Source organism: Kribbella sp. NPDC051936 (assembly GCF_040680955.1).
GTDB lineage: Bacteria > Actinomycetota > Actinomycetes > Propionibacteriales > Kribbellaceae > Kribbella.
This window is the reverse complement of sequence record NZ_JBFAXS010000009.1, coordinates 254,612-277,971: the sequence shown is the minus strand read 5'-3', so window position 1 is coordinate 277,971 and position 23,360 is coordinate 254,612. Positions and strand designations below refer to the sequence as shown.

General features: G+C 69.1%; 25 protein-coding genes and 1 pseudogene. 19 read left to right on the top strand and 7 right to left on the bottom strand.

Translation table 11 applies throughout. The features are described from left to right. Nucleotide 1 precedes the first annotated feature (1 nt). Nucleotides 2-937, bottom strand: coding sequence for a helix-turn-helix domain-containing protein (locus AB0L64_RS31670; RefSeq protein WP_363716073.1), 936 nt, complete (start codon nt 935-937; stop codon nt 2-4). Nucleotides 938-1,009: 72 nt separating this feature from the next. Here AB0L64_RS31670 and AB0L64_RS31665 point away from each other — a divergent pair, with 72 nt between their 5' ends. The 9 genes from AB0L64_RS31665 to AB0L64_RS31625 all read left to right on the top strand — a co-directional run bounded on the left by AB0L64_RS31665 (nt 1,010) and on the right by AB0L64_RS31625 (nt 8,961). Then, complete coding sequence (locus AB0L64_RS31665; RefSeq protein WP_363716071.1) at nt 1,010-1,996, top strand: saccharopine dehydrogenase NADP-binding domain-containing protein; 987 nt, start codon at nt 1,010-1,012, stop codon at nt 1,994-1,996. A 62-nt stretch (nt 1,997-2,058) separates the two neighbouring features. After that, nucleotides 2,059-3,630 (top strand): hypothetical protein, encoded by a 1,572-nt coding sequence (locus AB0L64_RS31660; protein ID WP_363716069.1) that lies wholly within the window; start codon nt 2,059-2,061, stop codon nt 3,628-3,630. A gap of 86 nt (nt 3,631-3,716) precedes the next feature. Next, entirely contained in the window at nt 3,717-4,481 is a 765-nt protein-coding gene (locus tag AB0L64_RS31655) for a hypothetical protein (RefSeq protein WP_363716067.1), read from the top strand. A 32-nt stretch (nt 4,482-4,513) separates the two neighbouring features. Continuing rightward, nucleotides 4,514-4,957, top strand: coding sequence for an AraC family transcriptional regulator (locus AB0L64_RS31650; RefSeq protein WP_359928145.1), 444 nt, complete (start codon nt 4,514-4,516; stop codon nt 4,955-4,957). 9 nt (nt 4,958-4,966) lie between these two features. Further along, complete coding sequence (locus AB0L64_RS31645) at nt 4,967-5,377, top strand: VOC family protein (RefSeq protein WP_363716064.1); 411 nt, start codon at nt 4,967-4,969, stop codon at nt 5,375-5,377. A gap of 28 nt (nt 5,378-5,405) precedes the next feature. Further along, complete coding sequence (locus AB0L64_RS31640) at nt 5,406-7,772, top strand: excinuclease ABC subunit UvrA (protein WP_363716062.1); 2,367 nt, start codon at nt 5,406-5,408, stop codon at nt 7,770-7,772. 91 nt (nt 7,773-7,863) lie between these two features. Next, nucleotides 7,864-8,208, top strand: coding sequence for a VOC family protein (locus tag AB0L64_RS31635; protein ID WP_363716060.1), 345 nt, complete (start codon nt 7,864-7,866; stop codon nt 8,206-8,208). Between the two features lie 2 nt (nt 8,209-8,210). Next, the gene (locus AB0L64_RS31630) at nt 8,211-8,342 is read left to right on the top strand and encodes a hypothetical protein (RefSeq protein WP_363716058.1); all 132 of its coding nucleotides are present in this window, start codon (nt 8,211-8,213) and stop codon (nt 8,340-8,342) included. Continuing rightward, entirely contained in the window at nt 8,335-8,961 is a 627-nt protein-coding gene (locus AB0L64_RS31625) for an HAD-IA family hydrolase (protein WP_363716056.1), read from the top strand. The genes AB0L64_RS31630 and AB0L64_RS31625 overlap by 8 nt, the downstream gene beginning before the upstream one ends. A 4-nt stretch (nt 8,962-8,965) precedes the next feature. On the opposite strand, the gene AB0L64_RS31620 is transcribed toward AB0L64_RS31625, so the two are convergent. Continuing rightward, complete coding sequence (locus AB0L64_RS31620; RefSeq protein WP_363716054.1) at nt 8,966-9,391, bottom strand: Ohr family peroxiredoxin; 426 nt, start codon at nt 9,389-9,391, stop codon at nt 8,966-8,968. A 134-nt stretch (nt 9,392-9,525) separates the two neighbouring features. Here AB0L64_RS31620 and AB0L64_RS31615 point away from each other — a divergent pair, with 134 nt between their 5' ends. Together AB0L64_RS31615 and AB0L64_RS31610 are read left to right on the top strand one after the other, a co-directional pair. Continuing rightward, a complete protein-coding gene (locus tag AB0L64_RS31615) occupies nt 9,526-10,311 on the top strand; it encodes a helix-turn-helix domain-containing protein (protein ID WP_363716052.1) in 786 nt (261 codons plus the stop codon). A 228-nt stretch (nt 10,312-10,539) separates the two neighbouring features. Next, nucleotides 10,540-11,520, top strand: coding sequence for a helix-turn-helix domain-containing protein (locus AB0L64_RS31610; protein ID WP_363716050.1), 981 nt, complete (start codon nt 10,540-10,542; stop codon nt 11,518-11,520). On the opposite strand, the gene AB0L64_RS31605 is transcribed toward AB0L64_RS31610, so the two are convergent. Genes AB0L64_RS31605 through AB0L64_RS31595 form a run of 3 tightly spaced genes read right to left on the bottom strand, consistent with a single transcriptional unit; the run spans nt 11,517 to nt 14,006 of the window. After that, complete coding sequence (locus AB0L64_RS31605; protein ID WP_363716048.1) at nt 11,517-11,978, bottom strand: GNAT family N-acetyltransferase; 462 nt, start codon at nt 11,976-11,978, stop codon at nt 11,517-11,519. The genes AB0L64_RS31610 and AB0L64_RS31605 overlap by 4 nt on opposite strands. Before the next feature lie 20 nt (nt 11,979-11,998). Further along, nucleotides 11,999-13,444: an NAD(P)/FAD-dependent oxidoreductase gene (locus tag AB0L64_RS31600; RefSeq protein WP_363716046.1), complete on the bottom strand. Its 1,446-nt coding sequence runs from the start codon at nt 13,442-13,444 to the stop codon at nt 11,999-12,001. Between the two features lies 1 nt (nt 13,445). After that, entirely contained in the window at nt 13,446-14,006 is a 561-nt protein-coding gene (locus AB0L64_RS31595) for a hypothetical protein (RefSeq protein ID WP_363716044.1), read from the bottom strand. A 131-nt stretch (nt 14,007-14,137) separates the two neighbouring features. On the opposite strand from AB0L64_RS31595, the gene AB0L64_RS31590 reads away from it, so the two are divergent. The 8 genes and pseudogenes from AB0L64_RS31590 (at nt 14,138) to AB0L64_RS31555 (ending at nt 20,394) form a co-directional block, all read left to right on the top strand. Then, nucleotides 14,138-14,713 carry a TetR/AcrR family transcriptional regulator gene (locus AB0L64_RS31590; RefSeq protein WP_363716042.1) on the top strand — a complete coding sequence of 192 codons (576 nt, stop codon included), beginning with the start codon at nt 14,138-14,140 and terminating at the stop codon, nt 14,711-14,713. Beyond that, nucleotides 14,710-15,534, top strand: a complete 825-nt coding sequence (locus AB0L64_RS31585; RefSeq protein ID WP_363716040.1) for a phosphotransferase — start codon at nt 14,710-14,712, stop codon at nt 15,532-15,534. The genes AB0L64_RS31590 and AB0L64_RS31585 overlap by 4 nt, the downstream gene beginning before the upstream one ends. Before the next feature lie 44 nt (nt 15,535-15,578). Beyond that, on the top strand, nt 15,579-16,277 hold the full coding sequence (locus AB0L64_RS31580; protein ID WP_363716038.1) for a class I SAM-dependent methyltransferase: 699 nt from the start codon (nt 15,579-15,581) through the stop codon (nt 16,275-16,277). Between the two features lie 78 nt (nt 16,278-16,355). After that, nucleotides 16,356-16,937, top strand: a complete 582-nt coding sequence (locus AB0L64_RS31575; protein ID WP_363716036.1) for a nucleotidyltransferase domain-containing protein — start codon at nt 16,356-16,358, stop codon at nt 16,935-16,937. A 92-nt stretch (nt 16,938-17,029) separates the two neighbouring features. After that, nucleotides 17,030-17,665 carry a TRIC cation channel family protein gene (locus tag AB0L64_RS31570; protein WP_363716034.1) on the top strand — a complete coding sequence of 212 codons (636 nt, stop codon included), beginning with the start codon at nt 17,030-17,032 and terminating at the stop codon, nt 17,663-17,665. Between the two features lie 7 nt (nt 17,666-17,672). Further along, a complete protein-coding gene (locus AB0L64_RS31565; RefSeq protein ID WP_363716032.1) occupies nt 17,673-18,950 on the top strand; it encodes an amidohydrolase in 1,278 nt (425 codons plus the stop codon). A gap of 430 nt (nt 18,951-19,380) precedes the next feature. After that, nucleotides 19,381-19,896 carry a hypothetical protein gene (locus AB0L64_RS31560; protein WP_363716030.1) on the top strand — a complete coding sequence of 172 codons (516 nt, stop codon included), beginning with the start codon at nt 19,381-19,383 and terminating at the stop codon, nt 19,894-19,896. A gap of 5 nt (nt 19,897-19,901) precedes the next feature. Further along, nucleotides 19,902-20,394: pseudogene (locus AB0L64_RS31555) on the top strand (DinB family protein). 434 nt (nt 20,395-20,828) lie between these two features. Here AB0L64_RS31555 and AB0L64_RS31550 read toward each other — a convergent pair. Next, nucleotides 20,829-21,857, bottom strand: a complete 1,029-nt coding sequence (locus tag AB0L64_RS31550; protein ID WP_363716028.1) for a hypothetical protein — start codon at nt 21,855-21,857, stop codon at nt 20,829-20,831. Between the two features lie 466 nt (nt 21,858-22,323). Continuing rightward, entirely contained in the window at nt 22,324-23,355 is a 1,032-nt protein-coding gene (locus AB0L64_RS31545; RefSeq protein WP_363716026.1) for an aminoglycoside phosphotransferase family protein, read from the bottom strand. Nucleotides 23,356-23,360 lie beyond the last annotated feature (5 nt).

Genomic DNA, 23,360 nt, shown 5'->3' with positions numbered 1-23,360 from the left:
CCTACGCGCTGCGGAAGGAGCGCCGGTATGTGTTCGGGGGTACGCCGACGACGCGCTGGAAGTGTCGGCGCAGGGTGGTTGCCGTGCCGAGGCCGGTGGCGGTGGCGACCTTCTCGATCGGGTCGTCGGTCGACTCGAGGAGTTGCTGGGCGCGGCGGACCCGTTGGGTGAGCAGCCATTGGAGCGGGGTCTGGCCGGTGACGGCACGGAACTGGCGGCCCAGGTGGCGCGGGCTGGTGTTGGCGCGCTTGGCGAGGTCCGTCACGGTCAACGGCTGGTCCAGCCGCTCCTGCACCCAAGCCAGCAACTGCGCGAGCGAGTGGTCACCGCTGACCTGCACGGGCGTCGCCACGAACTGCGCCTGCCCGCCCGCGCGGTGCGGCGGTACGACGAGACGCCGGGCGACGGTGTTCGCGATCGTCGCGCCGTGATCGAGCTGGACGAGGTGCAGGCACAGGTCGACTGCCGCGGCCTTGCCCGCCGCGGTCAGCACCTTCCCGTTGTCCGTGTAGAGCACGTCCGGATCCACCACGACCTCCGGATACCGCGCGCTCAGCACGTCCGTGTGCGCCCAATGCGTGGTCGCCCGCCGCCCGTCGAGAATGCCGGCCGCACCGAGTACGAACGCGCCGGTGCACAGCGACGCGATCCGCGCACCCGCTTCGTACGCCGTGCGCACCGCGTCCACCAGCTCGGCGGGCATCGGCTCGTCGACGTCCGCGAGCGCCGGCACCAGGACCGTGTCGGCCCGCGCGATCGCGTCGAGCGGCTCGGTCGGCTCGACCACGAACGGTCCGACCTGGACCGGCCGCGGCCCGCACAGCCGGACGTCGTACCACTCGTCGGCGCCGACGGGCGGATTGCCGAAGATCTCGTACGCGATCCCGAGCTCGAAGTGGAGCAGGTGCCCGGCCGTGGCCAGCGCGACAGTGTGCATGTCCGAAAGTGTACGGATGGTGTCGTTCCGGACTCTCACGCCATCCGGTGCGAACCGGCCAGACTCGTCCCCATGAACGCAATCGTGGTGTACGGCGCCACCGGTCACACCGGCCGCTTCGTCGTCGAGGAACTCGTCCGGCAGAACCTTCCCGTCGCGGTCGCGGGCCGCAACGAGGCCGCACTCGCGGCACAGTGGGGCGACCTCGACATCCGCGCGGCCGCCGTCGACGACCCGCACGCCCTCGACCAGGCCCTGAAGAGCGCGGCGGCTGTCATCAACTGCGCGGGGCCGTTCGCCACCACCGCCGACCCGATCATCGACGCCGCCGCTCGCGCCCGGATCCCGTACGTCGACGTGGCGGCCGAACTCGAGGCGAACGTCTCGACCTTCGCCCGGCGCAGCGACATCCCGGTCGTGCCGGCGATGGCGTTCTACGGCGGACTCGGCGACCTGCTGACGACGGCAGCCCTCGGGGAGCTGACGACCGCCGACGAGGTGCACGTCGCGTACGGGCTGAGCAGTTGGCACCCCACGCCCGGGACCCGCGCCGCCGGTCAGGTCTCGCACGACCGGCGGGACGGTCGCCGGGTGCGCTTCTCCGGAGGCAGCCTGCAGTACCACCAGGACGAGGTGGTCCAGCAGGACTGGACGTTCCCCGGTCCGCTCGGCCGGCGCCGCGTGATCGCCGAGTTCACGATGGCCGACGTCATCACGATCCCGACCCACGTCGCCGTCCCCGAGGTCCGCACGTACATGACGCTGGAGGCCGCCGGTGACCTGGCGGACACCGAGACCCCGGCGCCGACCGCCGTCGACGAGCAGGGCCGGTCCGACCAGACGTTCGTCGTGGACGTCCGCGTGAAGATCGGCGGCGAGGAGCGGAGGGCGACGGCGACCGGTCAGGACATCTACGCGATCTCGGCGCCGCTGGCCGTGGGCGCGGTCCGCCGGATCCTGGCCGGCGAGACGCGGACGACCGGCGTGGCGTCGGCCGGTGCGATGTTCGACGCCGTCGACTTCCTCAAGGATTTACCGCTCACGCTCGACCTGCCGTAAATCGGTTTCCTGCGGGAGAATGGTGGTCGCCTGCTGGACCGCCTCACAGCTGGAGACCCGCCATGCCCGACCTCCGCCCGTCCCGCCGTACGCTCCTCCAAATCACCGCGGCCGGGGCCGTGGCCGGCACCGTCGGTACGACGCCGGCGTACGCCGACGGGATCGACTACACGACCCGCAAGACGTTCGACGACTGGGACCGACTCTTCCAGGAAGGTGGTCCCGGTCAGCCGGACCAGCCGAACGACAACACCAACCGCGACGGCCGCTCCGGCATGCTCGCCTGGAGTCAGTCGTACGTCCTGCTCGGCCTGGTCCGCATGTACGAGAGGTACCGCGACACGTACTACCTCGACCGGCTGATCGACAACGTCGACCAGGTCCTCGCGGTCCGCGACAGCGCCCGCGGCGTCACGGACTATCGCGGACTGTCGCTCCCGGCGTGGCGGGCCGACCACCCGTACACGACCGGATACGCAACCCTTGCCGACGGCAACGGGCAGCCGCTGCTCGATCTCCGCGAGGCGTTGTCGTACGCCGAGGACACCACGGTCACCGTCACCGCCGGGACCCGGCCGGACACGTTCACCGTTCGGCTCGTGAACACCTTCGTGAACCGCACAGTCACGCTGACCGACCTCTCGCTCGACCCGGCCAGCCCCGACTACGCCGTCAGCCGGATCTACGCGGCCGCGCCCGGACCGCTTCAGCTCACGGCTGCCGATCAGCGGGAGGCGCCGCGGGCCGGCGACGTACCGCGACTCGGGACGTACGAGATGCGCTGCCGGCCGGTGATCTTCGCCGTCCACACCGGGATGATCACGTACCCGATCGCGAGCTTCGTCCGGATCGTCGCCGGCTCACCCGTCCTGCGCCGCCGGTACGGGCGGAAGGCGGCCGAGTACCTGACCGCGTGCCGCGAGGCGGTCGCCGTCCACGACTGGGAGTACCGGGACGGCGGGCATCTGATCTGGCCGAAGGGCCAGCCGCTCGCGTACGACGGGTGCGAGCAGCCGATCAACCAGTCGGTCGGTCTCGGGCAGACGCTCGTCGAGCTCGCGCTCGCGACCGGCGACAGCAGCTACCGGCAGAAGGTCGCCGCGATGGGGCGGATGCTGGCCGGTCAGCTCGCGGTCGATGCCGGTGACGCGTACCAGTGGCATTACTGGCCGGCGGGCGGACGGATCTACGAAGGGTTCACGAAGACCGGTGACCCGGCGACCGACGTCTCGATCTTCACTCCGGCGGGTGGGCCGGCGCGCCAGTTCGAGGACATCAGCCACGGCGCGATCGACGTCGAGTTCGCCGTCCGCGCGTTCCGGGCCCGGCTGGCGTTCACCGGGCAGGACATGGAGCGGATCGCGCGGACCTTCACCCAGAACGTCGCGACCACCGACGCGGACGGGCTCCCCGCCGTACACACGACCGTCGCCGGCGGCGCGACCGGCGCAGCTTCGGTCGCGCACCAGGCCCCGCGCTGGATGCAGGCCGCCCCGTGGGATCCCCGGATCCACGCCCACTGCCTCGCCCTCTACGACCGCTACCAGCCAACGCCGGAACGCGACGGCCAGCAGGCCATCGGCTTCGGCTGGCTACTGGCCAACGTCGCCTACCTGAACTGGGGAGCCCGGTAAGGGATCCTGGTCGGCTGCGCTGCCGCTGACCCCGCGCGTGTGACATCTTGTCGTCGCCGATCCGTGGGAACAACAGAAGGACGCCGATGTCGCAGCCGCACGCCGAGCACCGCAATCCCTCCGACGACGCGTGGTGGCGTCGCGCGCTCGACGCCACCGGAGCCACGATGCAGCTGCGTGGTTACGAACAGACCGGACGGGAGGCGACCTGGTCGGACGCGGTGATGAACGCGAGCGCCGCGGTGAGCATGCCTGGACCCAGGGCTGAACGCTGGACCGGCCTCCCGCAGGGGCCGCTGGGCAACGTCGCCGACGGGTTCGCGCAGCGACTCTCCGAGGAGTACATGTTCGAGAAGGGCCGGATGGGATTCCTGATCGACAACACGGACTTCCTGCCCAACGTCCGCTCGCAGATGGCCCGCGGGGACGTCGACAAGACCCTCGAGACCGCGGCCAAGGCGATCGTCACCTCCGCCGATCCGGGTGAGAACGGCGAGCGCTGGCACCATCCGGACCCGGGCGCGGTCAGCGACGTGCGCAACGCGATGAGCCGGCAACTGCTCGACGGCCGGTACGGGAGCCCGCCGGCGTCCGGGAACGACGCCGTCGCCGATCAGAACTTCGGCTTCCGGCTTGGCTACGCGACAGCCGACGCCGGAGTCAAGGCGATGAACGAGTTCCTGACCGAACGCAACGGCTCCGAGCTCGCTCGGAGCGTGCAGCACACGCTCGGCGCACAGCCGGCGCCACGAGCTGCCGCCGGAGGCGAGCGCACCGACGGCGCGGCTGCCCGCCCGGCGACCGCCGGTGCGGCGGCGGCGAAGGAGAGCGGCACCGGGCCTCGCGGCTGACTTTCTCCGGCTGACATGGCAGGATTCCTACGGTGAGTAGCGGTACGACGGAGGAGCAGCGCCTGCAGGACCTGGCGCGGCTGCGGCGCGTGAAGGACCGGATCGACCGGGAGTACGCGCAGCCGCTGGACGTCGAGGCGCTCGCGCGCGGCGCGCACATGTCGTCGGGACACCTCAGCCGCGAGTTCAAGCGCGCTTACGGAGAGTCGCCGTACGGGTATCTGATGACCCGGCGGATCGAGCGGGCGATGATGCTGCTGCGCCGCGGCGGGATGAGCGTCACCGACGTCTGTTTCGCGGTCGGCTGCCAGTCGCTGGGCACGTTCAGCACCCGGTTCACCGAGCTGGTCGGGATGCCGCCGAGCGTCTACAAGGAGCACGCCGGCGACGCGACGCTCGGGATCCCGTCGTGCGTCGCGAAACAGGTCACGCGACCGATCAGGAATCGAGAAGCAACTCCCACGACCGGCACGTAGCGTACGGTCATGGAGATCAAGATTCACGCCAGCTTCCTGCCGCACACCGACCCCGAGGAGTCGGTGAAGTTCTACCGCGACGTCCTCGGCTTCGAGGTCCGCACCGACGTCGGGTACGAGGGCATGCGCTGGATCACCGTCGGCCCGGCCGGTCAGCCGGACACCGGCATCGTGCTCTACCCGCCGGCCGCCGACCCCGGCGTCACCGACGACGAGCGGCGCACGATCACCGAGATGATGGCGAAGGGCACCTACGCGACCCTGGTGCTGCAGACCGACGACCTGGACGCCCTGTTCGAGCGCCTGCAGGCCACCGACGCCGAGGTCATCCAGGAACCCGTCGACCAGCCGTACGGCATCCGCGACTGCGCGTTCCGTGACCCGGCCGGCAACCATATCCGGATCAACCAGGCATCCTGACAAACAACTCTCTGGGGAGGACGAACGCATGGGCCGCGCGGAGCATGTTGCCGACAGCCACGACCTGATCCGGGTGACCGGCGCTCGGGTGAACAACCTGAAGGACGTCTCCGTCGAGATCCCGAAGCGCCGGCTGACGGCGTTCACCGGGGTGTCCGGCTCGGGCAAGAGCTCGCTGGTGTTCGGCACCATCGCCGCCGAGTCGCAGCGGCTGATCAACGAGACCTACAGCGCGTTCGTCCAGGGCTTCATGCCGAACCTGGCCCGCCCCGAGGTCGACGTCCTCGACGGCCTGACCACCGCGATCATCGTCGACCAGGAGCGGATGGGCGCCAACCCGCGCTCCACGGTCGGCACGGCGACCGACGCGAACGCGATGCTCCGGATCCTGTTCAGCCGGATCGCGACACCGCACGCCGGCCCGCCGACGGCGTACTCGTTCAACGTCCCGAAGCGCACCGCGACCGGCTCGATGACGGCCGACAAGGGCGCCGGCGAGAAGAAGGTCGTCCGCGAGCAGGTGTACGCCGGCGGCATGTGCCCGCGCTGCGAGGGCATGGGCTCGGTCACCGACTTCGACCTGACCGCGCTGTACGACGAGAACAAGTCGCTGAACGAGGGCGCGCTGACGATCCCCGGCTACAGCATGGACGGCTGGTACGGGCGGATCTTCCGCGGCTCCGGCTTCTTCAACCCGGACAAGCCGATCAAGAAGTACACCAAGAAGGAACTGCACGACCTGCTGTACCGGGAGCCGACCAAGATCAAGGTCGAGGGCATCAATCTCACCTACAACGGGATCATCCCGGCCATCCAGCGCTCGTTCCTGTCCAAGGACGTGGACGCGATGCAGCCGCACATCCGCGCGTTCGTCGAGCGGGCCGTGACGTTCACGATCTGCCCGGACTGCGAGGGCACCCGGCTCGGCGCCGAGGCGCGCGCGTCGAAGATCAACGGCAAGAACATCGCGGACCTCTGCGCGATGCAGATCACCGACCTGGCCGCCTGGATCCGGGCCCTGAAGGAGCCGTCGGTCGCGCCGCTGCTGAAGGCGCTCGGCGACACCCTCGACTCGTTCGTCGACATCGGCCTCGGGTACCTGTCCCTGGAGCGCCCGGCCGGCACGCTGTCCGGCGGTGAGGCGCAGCGGACGAAGATGATCCGCCACCTCGGGTCGTCGCTGACCGACGTCACCTACGTGTTCGACGAGCCGACGATCGGTCTGCACCCGCACGACATCCAGCGGATGAACGAGCTGCTGCTGCAACTGCGCAACAAGGGCAACACGGTGCTCGTCGTGGAGCACAAACCGGAGACGATCGCGATCGCCGACCATGTGATCGACCTCGGTCCCGGCGCGGGGTCGGGAGGCGGCGAGGTGGTGTTCGAGGGCACGCTCGCCAAGCTGCGGACCAGCGGGACCCTGACCGGGCGGCACCTGGACGACAAGGCCTCGGTGAAGCCGTCGGTGCGGTCGTCCTCGGACGCGCTGGAGATCCGCGGGGCCTCGACCAACAACCTGCAGGACGTGGATGTCGACGTACCGCTCGGGGTCCTGGTGGTCGTCACCGGCGTCGCCGGATCCGGGAAGAGTTCGCTGATCCACGGCTCGATCGCCGACCGCGACGGCGTCATCGCGATCGACCAGGGCGCGATCCGCGGGTCCCGGCGGAGCAACCCGGCGACGTACACAGGTCTGCTGGACCCGATCCGGAAGGCGTTCGCCAAGGCGAACGGGGTGAAGCCGGCGCTGTTCAGCGCGAACTCCGAGGGCGCCTGCCCGGCGTGCAAGGGCGCGGGCGTGATCTACACCGAGCTCGGCGTGATGGCGACCGTCGAGGCGCCGTGCGAGGAGTGCGAGGGCCGGCGCTTCCAGGCGGCCGTGCTGGAGTACACGTTCGGCGGGAAGAACATCGCCGAGGTGCTCGCGATGCCGGTGTCGGAGGCGCTGACGTACTTCGCCGAGGGCGAGGCGCGGGTACCGGCCGCGGAGAAGATCCTCGAGCGGCTGAACGACGTCGGCCTCGGGTACCTGTCGCTCGGGCAGCCGCTCACGACGCTGTCCGGCGGCGAGCGGCAGCGGTTGAAACTCGCGACGCACATGGGGGAGAAGGGCGGCATCTACGTCCTCGACGAGCCGACCACCGGTCTGCACCTGGCCGACGTCGAGCAACTGCTCGGCCTGTTGGACCGGCTGGTCGACGCCGGCAAGTCGGTGATCGTCATCGAGCACCACCAGGCCGTGATGGCGCACGCCGACTGGATCATCGACCTCGGCCCCGGCGCCGGCCACGACGGCGGCAAGGTCGTGTTCGAAGGCACCCCGGCGGACCTGATCAAGAAGCCGAAGACGCTGACCGGAAAGCACCTCGCGGAGTACGTCGGGCCGAACTGATCAGGAATCGAGAAGCACCGGGAGCGGGTGCGAAATAGCGTTGGAGTCAGTAAACGTCAGGGGCTGCGGCCCACGATTCTGGAGCGACGAAATGACCACCACGCTAGGCGTCAACACGATCCTGCACCCCGTCACCGACCTCGAGAAGGCCAAGCCGGTGTACACCGCGCTGCTCGGTGTCCAGCCGATGGCGGACTCGCCGTACTACGTCGGGTACGAGGCCGAAGGGCAGCAGATCGGCCTGGTCCCGAACAGCGACATGACCTCGCCGATCGCGTACTGGCACGTGACCGACATCGAGGCCAAGATCAAGGAGATCACCGCCGCCGGCGGCACGCTCAAGGACGCCCCGAAGGACGTCGGCCAGGGCCGCCTCGTCGCCACCCTCACCGACCCCGACGGCAACGTCCTCGGCATCCTGCAAGACCCGTCCTGACCATGTGCAACGTCCCGCGGGAGGTCCGCGCGGCCCTGTACGGCGTCCGGCAGGAAGCAGCCGCCGACGTACCGGAGGAGGAGAAATCTGTGGGCGCCGAGGAGCCGGTCCGGCATCCTGTCCTGCATGAATGAGCGCATCCGGCACGTGCTGTTCGACGCGGACGGCGTCCTGCAGGACCTGCCCGGCGGGTGGTACGCGGCCATGGAGCCGTACCTCGGCGACCGGGCGCGGGACTTCCTGCACGAGACCTGGTCCGACGAGCTGCCGATGCTCGCCGGACGCGGCGACTACCTGCCGGTGCTCGAGGCGTCACTGGTGAAGTACGGCGTGCGCACGCCGGTGACCGAGGTGTACGACGCGGTGTGGAAGAACATTGTGCTGATCGAGGAGTCCCTCGACATCGTGCGGGCCCTGAAGCGCAAGGGGTACGGCGTACACCTCGGCACCAACCAGGAGAACTACCGCGGCGCGCACATGCGGGCGGCGCTCGGGTACGACGACCTGTTCGACGTCAGCTGCTACTCGTACGACCTCGGCGTCGCCAAGCCCGACCCGGCGTTCTTCACGCTGGCCGTGGAACGGATCGGGGCGGACGCCGGCGCGATCCTGTTCATCGACGACATGCCCCGCAACATCACCGGCGCCCGCGCCGCCGGTCTGCGCGCCGAACAGTGGGACTTCACCCAGGGGCACGCGGCTCTGCACGAGCTGTTCGCCACTCACGGCGTGGATGCCCGGCTCACCGGTTGAAAGCTCACTCGGCGATGACGTCCACGGAGATGTTGCCGTGGGTGGCGCGGGAGTACGGGCAGGTCGCGTGGGTTGCCTCGAGCAACTTGTCGCCGACCTCGCCGCGCAGGTGGTCGGGCAGTTCGACCCGCAGGACGGCGGCCAGGTCGAGCCTCCCGCCGGCTGGGACGAGGCTGACCTCGGCGGTCACCGCGACGTCCTTCGCGTCGAGGTTCTGACGCTTGGCCAGGATGTCCAGTACGGTCGAGAAGCAGGCCGCCCACCCGGCGGCGAACAGCTGCTCGGGATTGAGCCCGTCGCCGGTGCCGCCCATCTCCTTCGGCATGGCGAGCTGGATGTCCAGCTGCCCGTCGGCGGTGACGGCGCGGGAGTCACGTCCGGACGCGGTGGCGACGGCGGTGTACGTGGGGTTCATGGTGGTTGGGTTCATGGTGGTTGCCTCCAGGTCGTTGTGCGAACACCGGCAACGATCCCGGGCGGCAGGGGAGCGGCTCAATTACCTCCTTGGTGCAGTTACCTCGCGGGTAATGGCTGCGCGGCGCGCGGCCGCCGTACGCTGAGCTCGTGACCGTGCTGGAGGAGCCACAGACCGTCGGGGAGCTGTTGCGCTTCTGGCGGACGCACCGGCGGATGAGCCAGCTGGACCTGGCGATCGACGCCGAGGTGTCGACCAAACATCTGAGCTTCGTCGAGACCGGCCGTGCGCAACCGAGCCGGCAGTTGCTGGTCCACCTCGCGAACCATCTCGACCTGCCGCTGGCCGAACAGAACCGGCTGCTGCTCGCGGGCGGGTACGCGCCGCGCTACCTGGACCAGCCGTACGACTCCGCCGCGATGCTCCCGCTCCGCGAACCGTTGCGCGAATTGATCGACGCGCACATGCCCAACCCGGCACTGATCGTCGACGGCCTCTGGAACCTCGTCGACGCGAACCACGCCGCGGCGTTGCTCTGGGAAGGCGTCGACCCCGAACTCCTGAAAGCCCCGATGAACATGCTCCGCCTGTCCGTCCACCCCGGCGGTCTCCCCAGCATCTCGTCGATGACCGCCGCGTGCAGCCTCGGCCTGATCCACCAACTCAAACGCAAGAGCCGGGACACCGCCGACGTAGCCCTCGCCAACCTCCTCGCCGAGGTCGAGAGCTACCTGCCGGACAAGCTCCCGACGGCACCCGCCCAGCAACCCATGGTCACCCTCGACCTCAACACCCGCCTGGGCCCGGTCCGCCTCTTCACCCTCATCGCCACCATCGGCGCCCCCTTGGAAGTCACCGCCGCCAGCCTGGCCATCGAAACCTTCCTCCCCGCGAACCCGGACAGCGCCACCCGCCTCCAGCAACTCGCCGGCTGACCACGGCTCCCGCCGCGTTGCTGTGACGTGCCTTCCTCTCCCGCATAACGCGCCGCGCCCAGCTTTCGGCGTCGTCACCGAGGAGTTGGCCGGTGATCAGACCCATCGCGAGGAGAACGACGACGGAGCCGACTGACAGGAGAACCGCGAGAAACATGTGCTCCATCGTCGAAGCGATCACCGCCCGACGACAGTGGCAAGAATGCCGTCGTCCGATAGATTATCGCCATGCACCGGATCGCAGTCCTCGTCGTGGACGGGATCCACAGTTTCGACCTGTCGATGCCGCTCCAGGTGTTCAGTACGGCGCATTCGCTGGAGAAGAAGCCGGGCGAGCTGTTCGGGCCGCGGCTCTACGACCTGCGGGTGTGCGGCGAGGCCCGCCAGGTGGTGGTGGCCGGCGTCGGCGGCGTCGAGATGTTCGGGTGCACGCCGCCGTACACGCTCGCCGATGCGCTCGACTCGGACACCATCGTGGTCATCGGCGCCACGTCGGGGCGGGCGTCGTCGGCCCAGATGCTCGGTCTGCTGCGTGAGGCGCATCGGCGTGGCGTCAGGATCGCCTCCATCAGCGCGGGAGGTGCACGGGTGATGGCCGAATCCGGCTTGCTGGACGGCCGCCGGATCGCGACGCACTGGTCACGTGCGCGCGACCTCGCCGAGCGGTACCCGCAGGTGCAGGTCGACACCGACGTGCTGTTCATCGACCACGGCGACGTCCTCACCTCGGCCGGTGCGGCGAGCGGGATCGACATGTGCCTGCACATGATCCGTCAGGACTTCGGCTCCGCGGTCGCCGCCGACGTCGCCCGGCACATGGTCGTACCGCTGCAGCGCGACGGCGGCCAGGCGCCGTACGTCGCACATCCCGAGCCTGGCGACGACCACGGTTCCCTGGAGCCGGCGATGCGGTGGCTGCGGCAACGACTGGGCGAACCGGTCACGTTGGCGGACATCGCGGCGTACGTCGGGACCAGCCCGCGCACCGTCAACCGCAAATTCCGGGAACAGACCGGCACGACGCCGCTGCAATGGCTGCTGCGGCAGCGTGTACATCATGCTCAGGAGCTGCTGGAGACCACCGACCTGTCCGTCGAGGAGATCTCCCGGCACTGCGGCTTCGGCACCTCGGTCGCGATGCGCCAGCACTTCGCCAAGCACATCAGGACTTCACCGATGGCGTACCGACGCAGCTTCCGGGCCCGCTAAACGTGGCTGTCCGGGTACCGCTGCAGGAGCTGACGCGACGACTCGAACCCCAGCCGCTCGTACACCGGCACAGCCTTGCTCCCCGAGTGAACCGTCACGTGCAGAGACCCGAGCCGTACGGCGTGGTCCGCGGCGGCTTGCACCAGCGCCGACCCGATCCCGCGGCCGCGCTGCTCGGGCAGCACGAAGACGCTCTGAATATCGGCCGACATCCGGCTCAGCATCCCAGGACGCGGTACGCGCGGGACCATCGCGACCCATGCCATACCGACGATCCCGGCCGCGTCCTCGCGGGCGACGTACGCGACATGCGAGCCGTCGCGTGCGTCCCACCATTGCCCGAGCTTCGCCGCGAATGCATCGACTGCCTGCTGCTCCGGCTCCTTGTCACAGCCATTCAGCCACAACAACCGCGCGAGCCCCGGTACGTCGTCCGCCTTCGCCTCACTGATCCGCACGACGCCGAGTTTTTCACGAGCTAACGATCGCGCCCATCGGTTTCCAGCAGGCGCAGCCAGATCTCGCTGATCGTCGGGTACGCCGGCACCGCGTGCCAGAGCCGGTCCAGCGGCACCTCGCCGACGATCGCGATCGTGGCGGCGTGCAGAAGCTCGGCGACATCGGGCCCGACCGCGGTGAAGCCGATCAGGACGTTGCGGTCGTCGTCGACGACCATGCGCGCCTGTCCGCGATAGTCGTCGGCGTGCAGTGCGGCCCCGGAGACCGCGCCGAGGTCGTAGTCGACAACCCGGATCTTCCGGCCGGCTGCCGCCGCGGCCTCCGCGGAGAGCCCGACGGCGGCGACCTCGGGATCGGTGAAGATCACCTGGGTCGCGGCGTGCACGTCGGCGGTCACCGCATGGCGTCCCCACCTGCCCAGGCCCAGCTGATCGCCGCGGGCACGTGCGGCGATCGCGTCGCCGAGCGCACGAGCCTGGTATTTGCCGTGATGGGTCAGCAGGACCCGCTGGTTGACGTCGCCCGCGGCGTACAGCCAGCCGTCGCCGACAGGTTCGCCGGTGTCATCCAGGACGGCGAGCGCGTCGTCGACCTGCAACCAGTCGCCTGGCGTGAGCCCGATGCTGTCCAGGCCGACATCCTTCGTGTTGGGCGTCCGCCCGGTGGCGACGAGAACCTCGTCGGCTTCGACGGACGTGCCGTCGGAGAGCGTGAGGTGCACTACTCCAGCGGTGTCCCGGCGTACCTCGGTGGAGTCGACCTCCAGGTGCAGTGTCGCTCCGGCCGAGCGCAGAGCGGCGGCCACTTGCTCGCCGGCGAACCGCTCGACACCCGGCAGGAGCCGGCTCTGCGACACGAGCGTCACCTGGGCGCCGAGCGCGATGAACGCGGTCGCCATCTCGGAGGCCACGACGCCCCCGCCGATGATCGCCAACCGCTCCGGGACTGACCGTACGCCGGCCGCGTCGCGGCTCGTCCACGGCTTGACGTCCGCCAATCCCTGGATCGGCGGCAGGAACGCGCTGCTTCCGGTGGCAATCACAACCGCCTGGTTCGCGTGCAGCGTTGTCGTCGTACCGTCTGAGTGGGTAACGGCGACGATACGAGGTCCGGTGACACGCCCGTGGCCGCGGACCAGCGTGATGCCTGCCTGGTTCAGCCACTCGACCTGGCCGGCGTCGCTCCAGTTCGACGTGAACCGGTCGCGCCTGGCGAGCACAAGGGCCGGGTCCAGATCACCCTTGACCGTCTGGCCCGCGGCCGGGAGTGCCCGAGCGGCACGCAGCGCGGCGGCGTCGCGGAGCAGGGCTTTGGTGGGCATGCAGGCCCAGTACGAGCATTCGCCGCCGACGAGTTCGTGCTCCACGATCGCGGCGGTGAGGCCGCCCTGGACGACGCGGTCGGCCACGTTCTCGCCGACGGGTCCGGCGCCGATGACGACCACGTCCACAGTGCTGTCCGTCATGTCAGTTCGCCTTCGAGGTGAGGCGGTGCAGGCGGACCGCGGAGATCAGGAAGAACACGCCGCCCAGGATCGCATAGCCCGCGACGGAGGTGAGGGAGGCTTTCGGCCCGCCGGCCATCACGACGAAACTGCCGCCGGCGAGCACCGAGATACCGCCGCTGAGGATCATCGCCCACTGACCGCCGAGCCGGTACCGCAGGATCGCGACGATCAGTTGCACGACACCCGCGGTGATCGCCCACGCGCCCCACACCCGCAGTACGGCGGGGATGCCGGACGCGGACGCGATGCCCAACCCGACGGCGGTGAGCAGGCTCAGGGCCATGTTGGCGTAGAGCGGCGTCTTCGGGCGGGCGGCACCCGACGTACGGAAGTCGACCACGGCCGCGGCGACGTCGAACAGGGGATAGGCCAGCAGAAGAACGACGGTTCCCGGGTTGATCGTCTTGCCGATCCCCATCATCAGGACCGCCCAGACGACGGCGAAGCCGAAGCGGACGAAGTACAGCGTACGGAGCGCCTTGAGACCGGCGTCGGGCTTGGTGACATAGGAGGTGGACACGGAATCCTCGCTGTTGGGGTAGATAGAACGATCGGTCTACTAGAGGTTGTCCGATGACGCACGGTATTGTCAAGACCGATCGTTCTGTCTGCTAATCTCGGCAGCACTTGCGAGAGATCGAAGGGGAGCGGATGTCAGAAGCGCGGGCGCGGCTGCTCGGCACGGCCGGCGAGCTGTTCTATGCCGACGGCATCCACGCCGTGGGGATCGACCGGGTCGTCGCCGAGGCGAAGGTGACGCGGGCGACGTTGTACCGGCATTTCCCGAGCAAGGACGACCTGATCGTCGCGTACCTGACCCGGGCCGACGCGGCGATCCGTGAACGGGTCGAGATCGCACGGGCCGAGAGCGCCGGCCCCGAGGACGTCATCCGGGCCGTCAGCCGGTTCATCGCCGAGGACATCCAGCGCGACGGGTTCCGCGGGTGCGCGTTCCTGAACGCCGCCGCGGAGTATCCCGACCCCGAGTTCGGAGTCCACCAGGCCGTGCTGAGTCACCGGCAGTGGTTCCTGGACACGATGACCGAGCTGTTCACCGACCTCGGAAAGATCGACGCGGAACCCGCTGCCCGGCATTTCGTCATGCTCCGCGACGGCGCCATGGCCGCCGGCTGCCTGACCGACCCCAAACCCGTCTGCGACACCTTCCTCCGCGGCGTGGAAGGCCTCCTGACCTACCGCAGCCGCGAACACCCGTCGCCGGCATGACCCAAGAGGACGGAACCTCCGCGCGCACTCGGGCAGCCGACACGAATGCGGAGTTTCGGGCGGTGAGGATTGCTGACGGGATCGTGACTCGTCCCGCGTCCGCGCAGACGGCGACGGTGCACGCGTTCCTCGAGCACCTGCGCGCCCAGGGACTGGAGGACGCGGTTCCCGAGCCGTTGTCGAACGACGGTACGACGGAGATGCTGCGCCTGCTCGAAGGGGACGCGGGCGGTGACGCGTGGCAACATCAGCACGACGTCGAGGGACTTGAATCGGCGGCGCGACTGTTGCGCCGGATTCACGACGCGTCGCGTACCTGGGTGCCGCCAGCCGACGCAGTGTTCGGACACCCAGTGCTCGCCGCACCGCCACAACCCGGCCAAGTCTTCTGTCACGGCGACCCCGGCCCGTGGAACTTCGTGTGGAGAGATGGACAGGCGAGGGGAGTGTTCGACTGGGATTACCTGCATCCTGGCGATCCCGTCGACGACATCGCGTACGCCCTGTTCTGGTTCGCGCCGACGCGAGCCGACGAACACTGCCTGGGATGGCACCACTTCCCGGCCGTCCCGAATCGTCGCGACCGCATCCGGCGCTTCCTGACGGCGTACGGCCCGACGCCGCGGTTCGACGTGGTCGACGCCATCGTCCGGCGTGGTCAGGCAACGATCGACCTCGTCCTGTCCCTGGCTGCACAAGGCATCGAGCCGCAACGCAGCTGGGTTGCCGACGGGATGATCGACGAAGAAGCGGCCGAGCTGCGATGGGTCGCGGACAACAGGGCCTTGCTGACGCCTTCCTCGACAGCGCCCGGCGGTTGATGTTGGATCGGGTGTTCGACCAGCTGTGTACCAAGGAGCGCCAGGTGCCGACGACCGATTTCGACGAGTTTGCTGCGGCGTACTCCGCGGACAACGAACTCAATCTGCTCAACGGCCACTACGAGCGGCCGGCCATGCTGAACCTTGCTGGTGACGTCGCAGGCCGTCGGATCCTCGACGTCGGCTGCGGTTCAGGACCGCTGTCCGCGGCGCTTCGCGATCGGGGCGCGATCATGTCCGGCTTCGACGTGAGCGCACAAATGCTCGATCTGGCCCGCGAGAGGCTGGGGGAGGACGCTGACCTGACGGTCGCCGATCTGGCGAAGCCGCTCCCGTACGCCGATGCGCAATTCGACGACGTCATGGCGTCGCTCGTGCTGCACTACCTGGAGGACTGGACCGGGCCGCTGGCCGAGCTCCGCCGGGTGCTGAAGCCTGGTGGGCGCCTCATCCTGTCGGTGAACCACCCAATCGTGTACACGGCGTTGAACCCCGATGCCAACTACTTCGACATCGCCGAGTTCTCGTACGACGCCGAGCACGCCGGCCGCACGGTCACCTACAGAAACTGGCACCGCCCGCTCCACGCGATGAACGACGCCTTCACCGCGGCCGACTTCCGCATCTCCGTCATCAGCGAACCTCCGATCTCCCCGGACACACCGCCCGAACTCCGCCCGCCGCACCAGAACCACCCCGCGCGCTTCATCTGCTTCATCTTCTTCGTCCTCGAAGCCTGCTGACGTCCCGTGACGCCGGACGAGGCACGGAGCCTGCTGGCGGCGCTGGCTCACGGGCGAGCCCGGTGGCTGGCAGAGACCGTGCCGCGCCTACGGGCCGAGGCAGTCTGGCTGACTGGTTCACTCGGGGCCGGAACAGCTGACGAGTGGAGCGACGTCGACATCATCGTCGTCGGCGGAGAGCGCGTCCTCGACCAGCCGCTGCTCAGCTACGCGATGCCGGGCAACGGACCTGCCGGCGGTGGGTACGTCGGAGCGATGTACGACGCCGGGCCGCTGCCGCTGTGGGTCGACTGGTACTGGTGGCCGACAGGTGCGCCAATACCCCGAGGATCTCGGCTGGTGGCGGGGACCGGCAGGGCTGGGAATCTCGATCTGTCGGGCACGCTCGACCTGGTGGGCCGAGGCACGCCAGGGCCTGCACCGGATCCCGATGTGTTCGCCTTGGCCATGCTGCCTTTGGCGGCGAAACACATCGCGCGTGGCGACCTGGACAAAGCTGCGGCGATGGCGTCGATGCTGAACGCGCCCTCCGCCGCCGGGGTCGGCGCCCAGCTGTCCGTCGTACTCTCGCGCGTTGAAGGAAACGCCACAGCATCCGCCGCGGTCCACCGTTACCTCGACGTCGTCAGGGCAATCACTGCACCGGAGCTTTGGGAGTAACCGAGCGGCGCGTTTGGCAAGGTGCTCACTCACGCCAGGTCCGGGCGTCCACCAGGCTGGTTCGTCGCGCGTGTCTCCGGTAGACAGGGTTGGTGAGCACTGCGTCGTCGACCTTTCTGATCGTGGACCTGACCGGCACGTTCGCCTTCGCCCTCAACGGCGCCCTGACCGCGCTCCGGGTCGTCCGCGTGGACATCGTCGGTGTGGTCACGCTCGGCATGTGCACCGCGCTGGGCGGCGGCATCATCCGCGACATCCTGCTCGACGCGCTGCCGCCTGCCACCTTCAGCGACTGGCGGTACCTGACGGTGGCAGCTGTTGGCGGCCTCGTGGCGTTCGTCTTCGGCCGCCACCTCGACCGGGTCGCCAAACCGATCCTGATCCTCGACGCTGCCGGTCTGAGCCTGTTCGCGGTCAGCGGCGCTCTCAAAGGACTCGAGTTCGGCGTCGGCTTCAGCCAGGCGGTCATCCTCGGCACGATCACCGCGGTGGGAGGCGGGACGCTACGTGACGTCCTCATCCGCGAGATCCCGTCGGTCCTGACCAGCGGCCTCTACGCGATCCCGGCGCTTCTGGGCGCGCTCGTCGTCGTCGCCGCGGACCGATTGGGGGCAACGGGCCTCCCCGCAGCGGTCGTCGCCGCGGGCGTGTGCTTCCTCATCCGCATGCTCGGCGTCCGCTACGACCTCAACGCACCGGTGCCGCCGGGCACCAAGCGCGGAGCATGATGGACACATGGACGGTGATACCGCGACCGCAGTCCTGAACGCCCTCGACTCGGTCCGGCCCTGGCAAGAGGACTTCTACCGCGACCTGCACGCTCATCCCGAGCTGTCGCACCAGGAGCGACGAACAGCGGCCAACGTGGCCGCGCGCTTGCGGGAGACGGGCTGCGAGGTGCACGAGAGCGTCGGCGGCACCGGGGTCGTCGGAATCCTGCGCCACGGCGAAGGGCCCACAGTGATGCTCCGCGCCGACATGGACGCGCTTCCGGTCCGCGAACAAACCGGTTTGCCCTACGCCAGTACACAGACCGCGGAAGACGGCACCGCGGTGATGCACGCGTGCGGGCACGACGTACACGTCACCTGCCTGCTCGGCGCCATGACCCTGATGGCGCAGGCGCCCGAGACCTGGTCGGGCACGCTCGTCGCGGTGTTCCAGCCGGCTGAGGAAACCGCCGACGGAGCCAGAGGCATGCTCGAGGACCGGTTGGCGGCACTCGTCGGCACGGCCGACGTGGCGATGGCCCAGCATGTGCTGCCGTTCACCGCCGGCGCCGTCATGACCCGCTCCGGGCCGACGCTGTCCGCCGCTGACAGTATGAAGATCACCGTGCACGGCCGCGGCGCCCATGGCTCCATGCCCCAGTCCGCCGTCGACCCGGTCGTCCTCGCTGCGATGATCGTCGTCCGGCTGCAGACCGTCGTCGCCCGCGAAGTCGCGCCAGGTGACACCGCGGTCCTGACCGTGGGCAGCATCCAGGCCGGTACGAAGAGCAACGTCATCCCCGACCATGCGGTCCTCCGACTCAACGTCCGCACGTACGACGAGAACACCCGGACGACCGTGCTCGGCGCGATCGAGCGGATCGTCCGCGCCGAGTGCACGGCATCCGGTTCGCCGCGGGATCCCGAGTTCGAGCTCTTCGACCGCTACCCCCTGACCGACAACGACGCCGGCGTCACAGACTGCGTCGCCGCCGCGTTCGCGAACTTCTTCGGTGACCGCGCCGGCCATCTTCCGCAGCAGAGCGCGAGCGAGGACTTCAGCGATATCCCGGCTGCATTCGGCACGCCGTACACCTATTGGGGAATCGGCGGCATCGACCCCGACACCTACCGGGCCGCCGAACAGGCCGGCCGGGTCGCACAGGACATCCCGGTCAACCACTCCGCGAACTTCGCCCCGGTCCTCCAGCCCACCCTCGACACCGGCACCCAAGCCCTCGTCATCGCCGCCATGGCATGGCTGAACCACGACCTGGCCCCCTCAGCGCCCGAGCATCGCTGACAACTTGTGCACCAGCGCCTCGGGTGCAGGCTGCCCAGGTGCGGACACACGCGAAGACGTTGAACAAGAGCGCCGCGTCGGTCACCATCCCCGCAGAGGGCGCTGCACACATTCCCAGCCCGATGCCAAAGAGGGTGAATCCGATGAACGCCGGTACGGCGTACAGGCGGATGAGCACGAACGTCATCGACGTGAGGAGGACGCCGACAGCGATCCTGCTGGAGCGGCAGGCGCTGAAGGATCGAGCTTGCCTGGAAGCCCGACGGGCAACTTGGCAGACCATCGCGGATGTGCGCCTGTCCGCCGCTTGGTTGGCGACGCGCCGGGCGGGAACCCGTGCTGCCGTAGGGTTCAGGCCGTGTATGAAACCGACGTGCTCGTACTGCGGCCGGGTGCGGGTCCGCGACGCCAGGTCCTCACGTTCACTGTTGTGATCGCTGTGGTCCTCGTCATCGCCGGCGTCCTGGCCGGAGGCCTGCCCGCCTTGATCACCGGTATCAGCCTCGCGCTGCTGCTAGCCATCACCCTGGCGATTTACCTGTCACGCTCCCGCATCGTCGTCACACCGGCCGAGATTTCGGCTCGCGGCCTGACCTTCCACCGCCGTCGCGACCGCACCCTCGCCGCATCGGTGCTGCGGGCAACGGTGGTCCAGCCCGGGGCCGTCTCCGAGACCATCGTCGTACTCGACGCCGGCCAGCAAGCCCTGCTGACCATCAACGGCGCTCTCTACGCGCCCTCCGATCTCGACCGGCTGGTCAACCACCTCGGCCTGCCCACCGGCGGATCGGACAAGCCGATCACCATGGTGCAACTGGCCCGCCAGCAACCCGGCACGGTGAGCTGGGCCGGCCGTCACCCAATCGCCTTCCCGCTGCTCTGCGCCCTGGGCTTCGCCGTCATCGCAGTAGTCCTCGGAACGATCGTCGCGGCTCTGACAAACTGACCCGCGTGGAGCGCGTCTTCCCTGACGGCACCGCCGACGAGCGAGCGGTGCTGACCGGATTCCTCGACTGGCAACGAGCAACCGTGCATCGAAAGGTGGACGGCCTGCCGACTGAACTCGCCGACCGCGCCCTGCTGGACACGTCCCCACGCATGACCGTCGCCGGCGTCGTCTCGCATCTCCGGCAGACCGAGCACGACTGGTTCGCCGGAAGCTTTCCGTCACTTGCCGACGAGCCCTTCGAGCGCGACCAGCACGGAGGCTGGCCCACCGACGGTCGCGCTATCACCGACCTGTTGCGCGGCTACGCCACCGAGTGCGCGCAGTCGAGCCGCATCGTCGCAACTGACTCTCGACACGATGCAGCACTTCACACCACCACAGTTCACCCCGGTATCGCTGCGCTGGATCCTCACCCACATGATCGAAGAAACAGCCCGGCACCTAGGCCACCTAGACATCCTGCGCGAACAACTAGACGGCACCCGAGGCTACTGAACCGCTCGGCCGTTCAACAGCCGCGGCTCAGCGGTCGCGTGGTTCCGTCGTACGCCGACGACCTCGCCGGTCACCTCGGCCAGCGTCTCGGTCTCCCGGGCCGGGTCGGTTCACATCCCGCCGGCGGCGCTGCCTGGCAATAGCCGGAAAGGTCGGCAACCGCAGCCGATCAGCAGTTCGACGGAGGCAACACCCAGGATGCTGTCCGGATTGTCCAGCTTCGGCTTGTGCGCGACAGTCCGCCGACACTCGCCAATGTCTCGACACCTGGCGGGCGCCATCCGGGCGGCCAGGTGGTTGTGAACCAGGGCCTGAGGGATGCCGGGGGAGGGCTGGGCGCGGGTCGTCGAAGATCTCCCTACCTGAAGCCTCCGGCACGTGCGACAGTCCACCAGCGGTCGCCAATGTTTCGACAGCTGGCGGGGCGCCGTTAGTCAGCCGGTTGTGAGCCAGGGGCCGATGGGATGCCGGGGGAGAGCTGAGCGTGGGTCGTCGAGGATCGCTCGGGTTTGCGCCGCGTACTCGCGGCTTGCGCGCCAACATCCCTCCGGCGGCTGCAGGCCGTCCGCGAGCCGGGGCGTCATCGCCTCGAGGGTGCCGCGCAGGGATTCGATCACCGCCGCACCATGCCGGGCACGCCAGCTCCGTTCAACCTGGGTCACCCGCTGCGCATAGGCGTCCCGCTCCCGCAGCCCTGCCGGGGTCAGCGCGACGACCTTGCCGCGGCCCGTCTCGGCCGGACTGACAGCGATCATTCCCGCCCGCTCCAGCGCCCCGAGCGCCGGGACCACCGGCCGGCCAGTCACCCCAGTCCGCCCGGGCAACCCCCGAACCCGGATCGGGTCGGCACTGAGCGCAGGCAGGAAGTTCGCGGCGACCGCCATCGGCACCGGCGAACTTGCCTCAACCTCGCGTGCAAAGGCCTCCAACGCAGCTGCAAGCGAATCAGCGATCGACCCTTCCGCGTCCATGCCCGTGATTGCCGCCAGCGAGCTCCGCAGCTCACCCATCACGACCCGACCGAAGCGTTCCGTCCACCGATCATCCGTCGCCGCGATGATCGGCGGCCAGAATTCCTTGGCACTACGACAGACAGCCCTCGGGATGACCACCGACGTACCGCGCAGCCGGCGACTGCTCCCGTATCCGTCCCTCGACGGTCGCCGGACCGGCCCGCCGGCCTCGAGCCGCACCTCGACGTACCCCCACCGCTCCACACCGCCGATCATCGGGAAGAGCTCTTTCGCGCTCCAGCCCGTCCGCTCGAGCAGCGCAACGACCGGCGTACCCGAGTCGTCGACGTGACGCAGCAACGACCAGAACACGACTGGCAACTTGAACCCCGGGAACCCCGCCCGCGCCAGCCGTGCCTCGAACTCGTTGTCCACCTCGATCCGGAACGCCATCAACGCCTGAGCCAGCAAGGTAGACAGAGCCGGCTCCAACACCCTGTCGTTGCTCATGCGGCGATGCTAGGAGCAGCCACCGACAGCCGAACTGCCTCCGATCTGCGACACCCGTTCCTCGGGTACGGGGGAGAGCCGAGTAGGTCGATGCCTGTCGAGGACCGTGGACTTCCGGGCGTACGAGTTCGCCGCCGAGTCGGTTGACTCTTCGATGAATCGGAGCACGTCGACAGCGAGCGCTCCGCACGGGGCTGCCACCGTGTGAGGACGCTTGTGCTTGCCCCAGGACCTAGTGAAGCCGTCAGACCCGCACTCTGCGACCTCGACAGCGAAGCTTCCACCAGCTGAAAAGAACCGAAAGCTGAGCAAGCAGACCTGAGCGTCGGAGCGGCGACGCAGGTGCGGCAGAGGTCAGTGAGGAAGGCAACCGCCCTCCGTCAGTGTCCTTGTGCGACGTAGGCAGTAGTCACCACCTCGCAAGGCTGTCTGCTTAGCGCTCAGTAAACTCCGTCGTACGACAATGTCAGGTCAGCAGACGGGCCCAGTCGTCCAGTTCCCGCAGGATCCGTGGCAGATGTTCGCCGGCGTCGAGGAGCGAGCGGGTGCAGAACTCGACTTGTGCGGCGCTCTCCTCACGGTGCCCCAGCGACACCCACAGGCACCAGGCCGTGAAGCTGAGGTGCCCGACGAGCAGCCCGGCGAAGGCTGTCGCGTCGGCGGGCCCGGCGGGGCCGCCCTGATCCCGGTAGGACCCGATCAGCGATCGTACGATCCGCGGGTCTCCGCCCGCGATGCTCCGCTCGTCGGGAGCGGCGAGGCGGACGGCGTTCGACGCCGCGTCCCACCACGGGACGTCGGCGGTCGCCGACTCCCAGTCGATCAGCACCAGTCCGGTCGGCGTGGCGACGATGTTGGCGCGGGCTGCGTCACCATGGGTCATCGTCAGGGGCGGGCGGTGCCGCAGCGCGTCGGCGATCAGGTCGGCCGAGTCCTCGACCACCGTGAGGACGGCGCGGGCCGCCCGGCCCAACTCCAGGCCAGTCGTGCCCTCCGTTTCCCGGACCCAGCTCCGCCACTCGTCCAGCGAATGGACCGGCGACGCATCGGCGCCTTGGTCGACCGCCACGTCCAGTTGGGCGATCCGGGCCAGCACGCCACCGAGCCAGGAGGCCAATTCCCCATCGGGGACGCGGCCGTCTCGCAGATCGCGGCCCTCTACCCAGGTGGTCACCCGAACAAGCTCGCCGCCGGCGTCAGACGGCGCGTACCAGAAGCCCACGCTCGGCTCGGGCGGCTGGACGGGGCGCGGCATCGGGATACCGGCCTCCGCAGCGGCGCTCTCCAAACGGTGCACGGTCCAGGCCTTCGTGCGCTGCCACTCGGCGAGGTCAGGGCGGTCGGAGGAGCCGAGGCGGTCGTACTTGACCACCCAGCGTCCATTCGTCGTCGACACGATCCGGGTGACGGCGGGGCGATCCCCATTGGCCAACGGGCGGTCGTCCAGAACGAGCCCGAGCCCGAACGCGTCGGCGACCTGCTCGGCGTTGATCGGCATCCGGG

What these genes read in the sequence shown, in the direction of transcription:
- AB0L64_RS31550 (WP_363716028.1), bottom strand. Translation starts at nt 21,857, where the DNA reads ATGAGCAACGACAGGGTGTTGGAGCCGGCTCTGTCTACCTTGCTGGCT.
- AB0L64_RS31630 (WP_363716058.1), top strand. Translation starts at nt 8,211, where the DNA reads ATGTGCAACGTCCCGCGGGAGGTCCGCGCGGCCCTGTACGGCGTCCGG.
- AB0L64_RS31640 (WP_363716062.1), top strand. Translation starts at nt 5,406, where the DNA reads ATGGGCCGCGCGGAGCATGTTGCCGACAGCCACGACCTGATCCGGGTG.
- AB0L64_RS31590 (WP_363716042.1), top strand. Translation starts at nt 14,138, where the DNA reads ATGTCAGAAGCGCGGGCGCGGCTGCTCGGCACGGCCGGCGAGCTGTTC.
- AB0L64_RS31660 (WP_363716069.1), top strand. Translation starts at nt 2,059, where the DNA reads ATGCCCGACCTCCGCCCGTCCCGCCGTACGCTCCTCCAAATCACCGCG.
- AB0L64_RS31545 (WP_363716026.1), bottom strand. Translation starts at nt 23,355, where the DNA reads ATGCCGATCAACGCCGAGCAGGTCGCCGACGCGTTCGGGCTCGGGCTC.
- AB0L64_RS31645 (WP_363716064.1), top strand. Translation starts at nt 4,967, where the DNA reads ATGGAGATCAAGATTCACGCCAGCTTCCTGCCGCACACCGACCCCGAG.
- AB0L64_RS31565 (WP_363716032.1), top strand. Translation starts at nt 17,673, where the DNA reads ATGGACGGTGATACCGCGACCGCAGTCCTGAACGCCCTCGACTCGGTC.
- AB0L64_RS31600 (WP_363716046.1), bottom strand. Translation starts at nt 13,444, where the DNA reads ATGACGGACAGCACTGTGGACGTGGTCGTCATCGGCGCCGGACCCGTC.
- AB0L64_RS31655 (WP_363716067.1), top strand. Translation starts at nt 3,717, where the DNA reads ATGTCGCAGCCGCACGCCGAGCACCGCAATCCCTCCGACGACGCGTGG.
- AB0L64_RS31585 (WP_363716040.1), top strand. Translation starts at nt 14,710, where the DNA reads ATGACCCAAGAGGACGGAACCTCCGCGCGCACTCGGGCAGCCGACACG.
- AB0L64_RS31620 (WP_363716054.1), bottom strand. Translation starts at nt 9,391, where the DNA reads ATGAACCCAACCACCATGAACCCCACGTACACCGCCGTCGCCACCGCG.
- AB0L64_RS31665 (WP_363716071.1), top strand. Translation starts at nt 1,010, where the DNA reads ATGAACGCAATCGTGGTGTACGGCGCCACCGGTCACACCGGCCGCTTC.
- AB0L64_RS31610 (WP_363716050.1), top strand. Translation starts at nt 10,540, where the DNA reads ATGCACCGGATCGCAGTCCTCGTCGTGGACGGGATCCACAGTTTCGAC.
- AB0L64_RS31625 (WP_363716056.1), top strand. Translation starts at nt 8,335, where the DNA reads ATGAATGAGCGCATCCGGCACGTGCTGTTCGACGCGGACGGCGTCCTG.
- AB0L64_RS31635 (WP_363716060.1), top strand. Translation starts at nt 7,864, where the DNA reads ATGACCACCACGCTAGGCGTCAACACGATCCTGCACCCCGTCACCGAC.
- AB0L64_RS31670 (WP_363716073.1), bottom strand. Translation starts at nt 937, where the DNA reads ATGCACACTGTCGCGCTGGCCACGGCCGGGCACCTGCTCCACTTCGAG.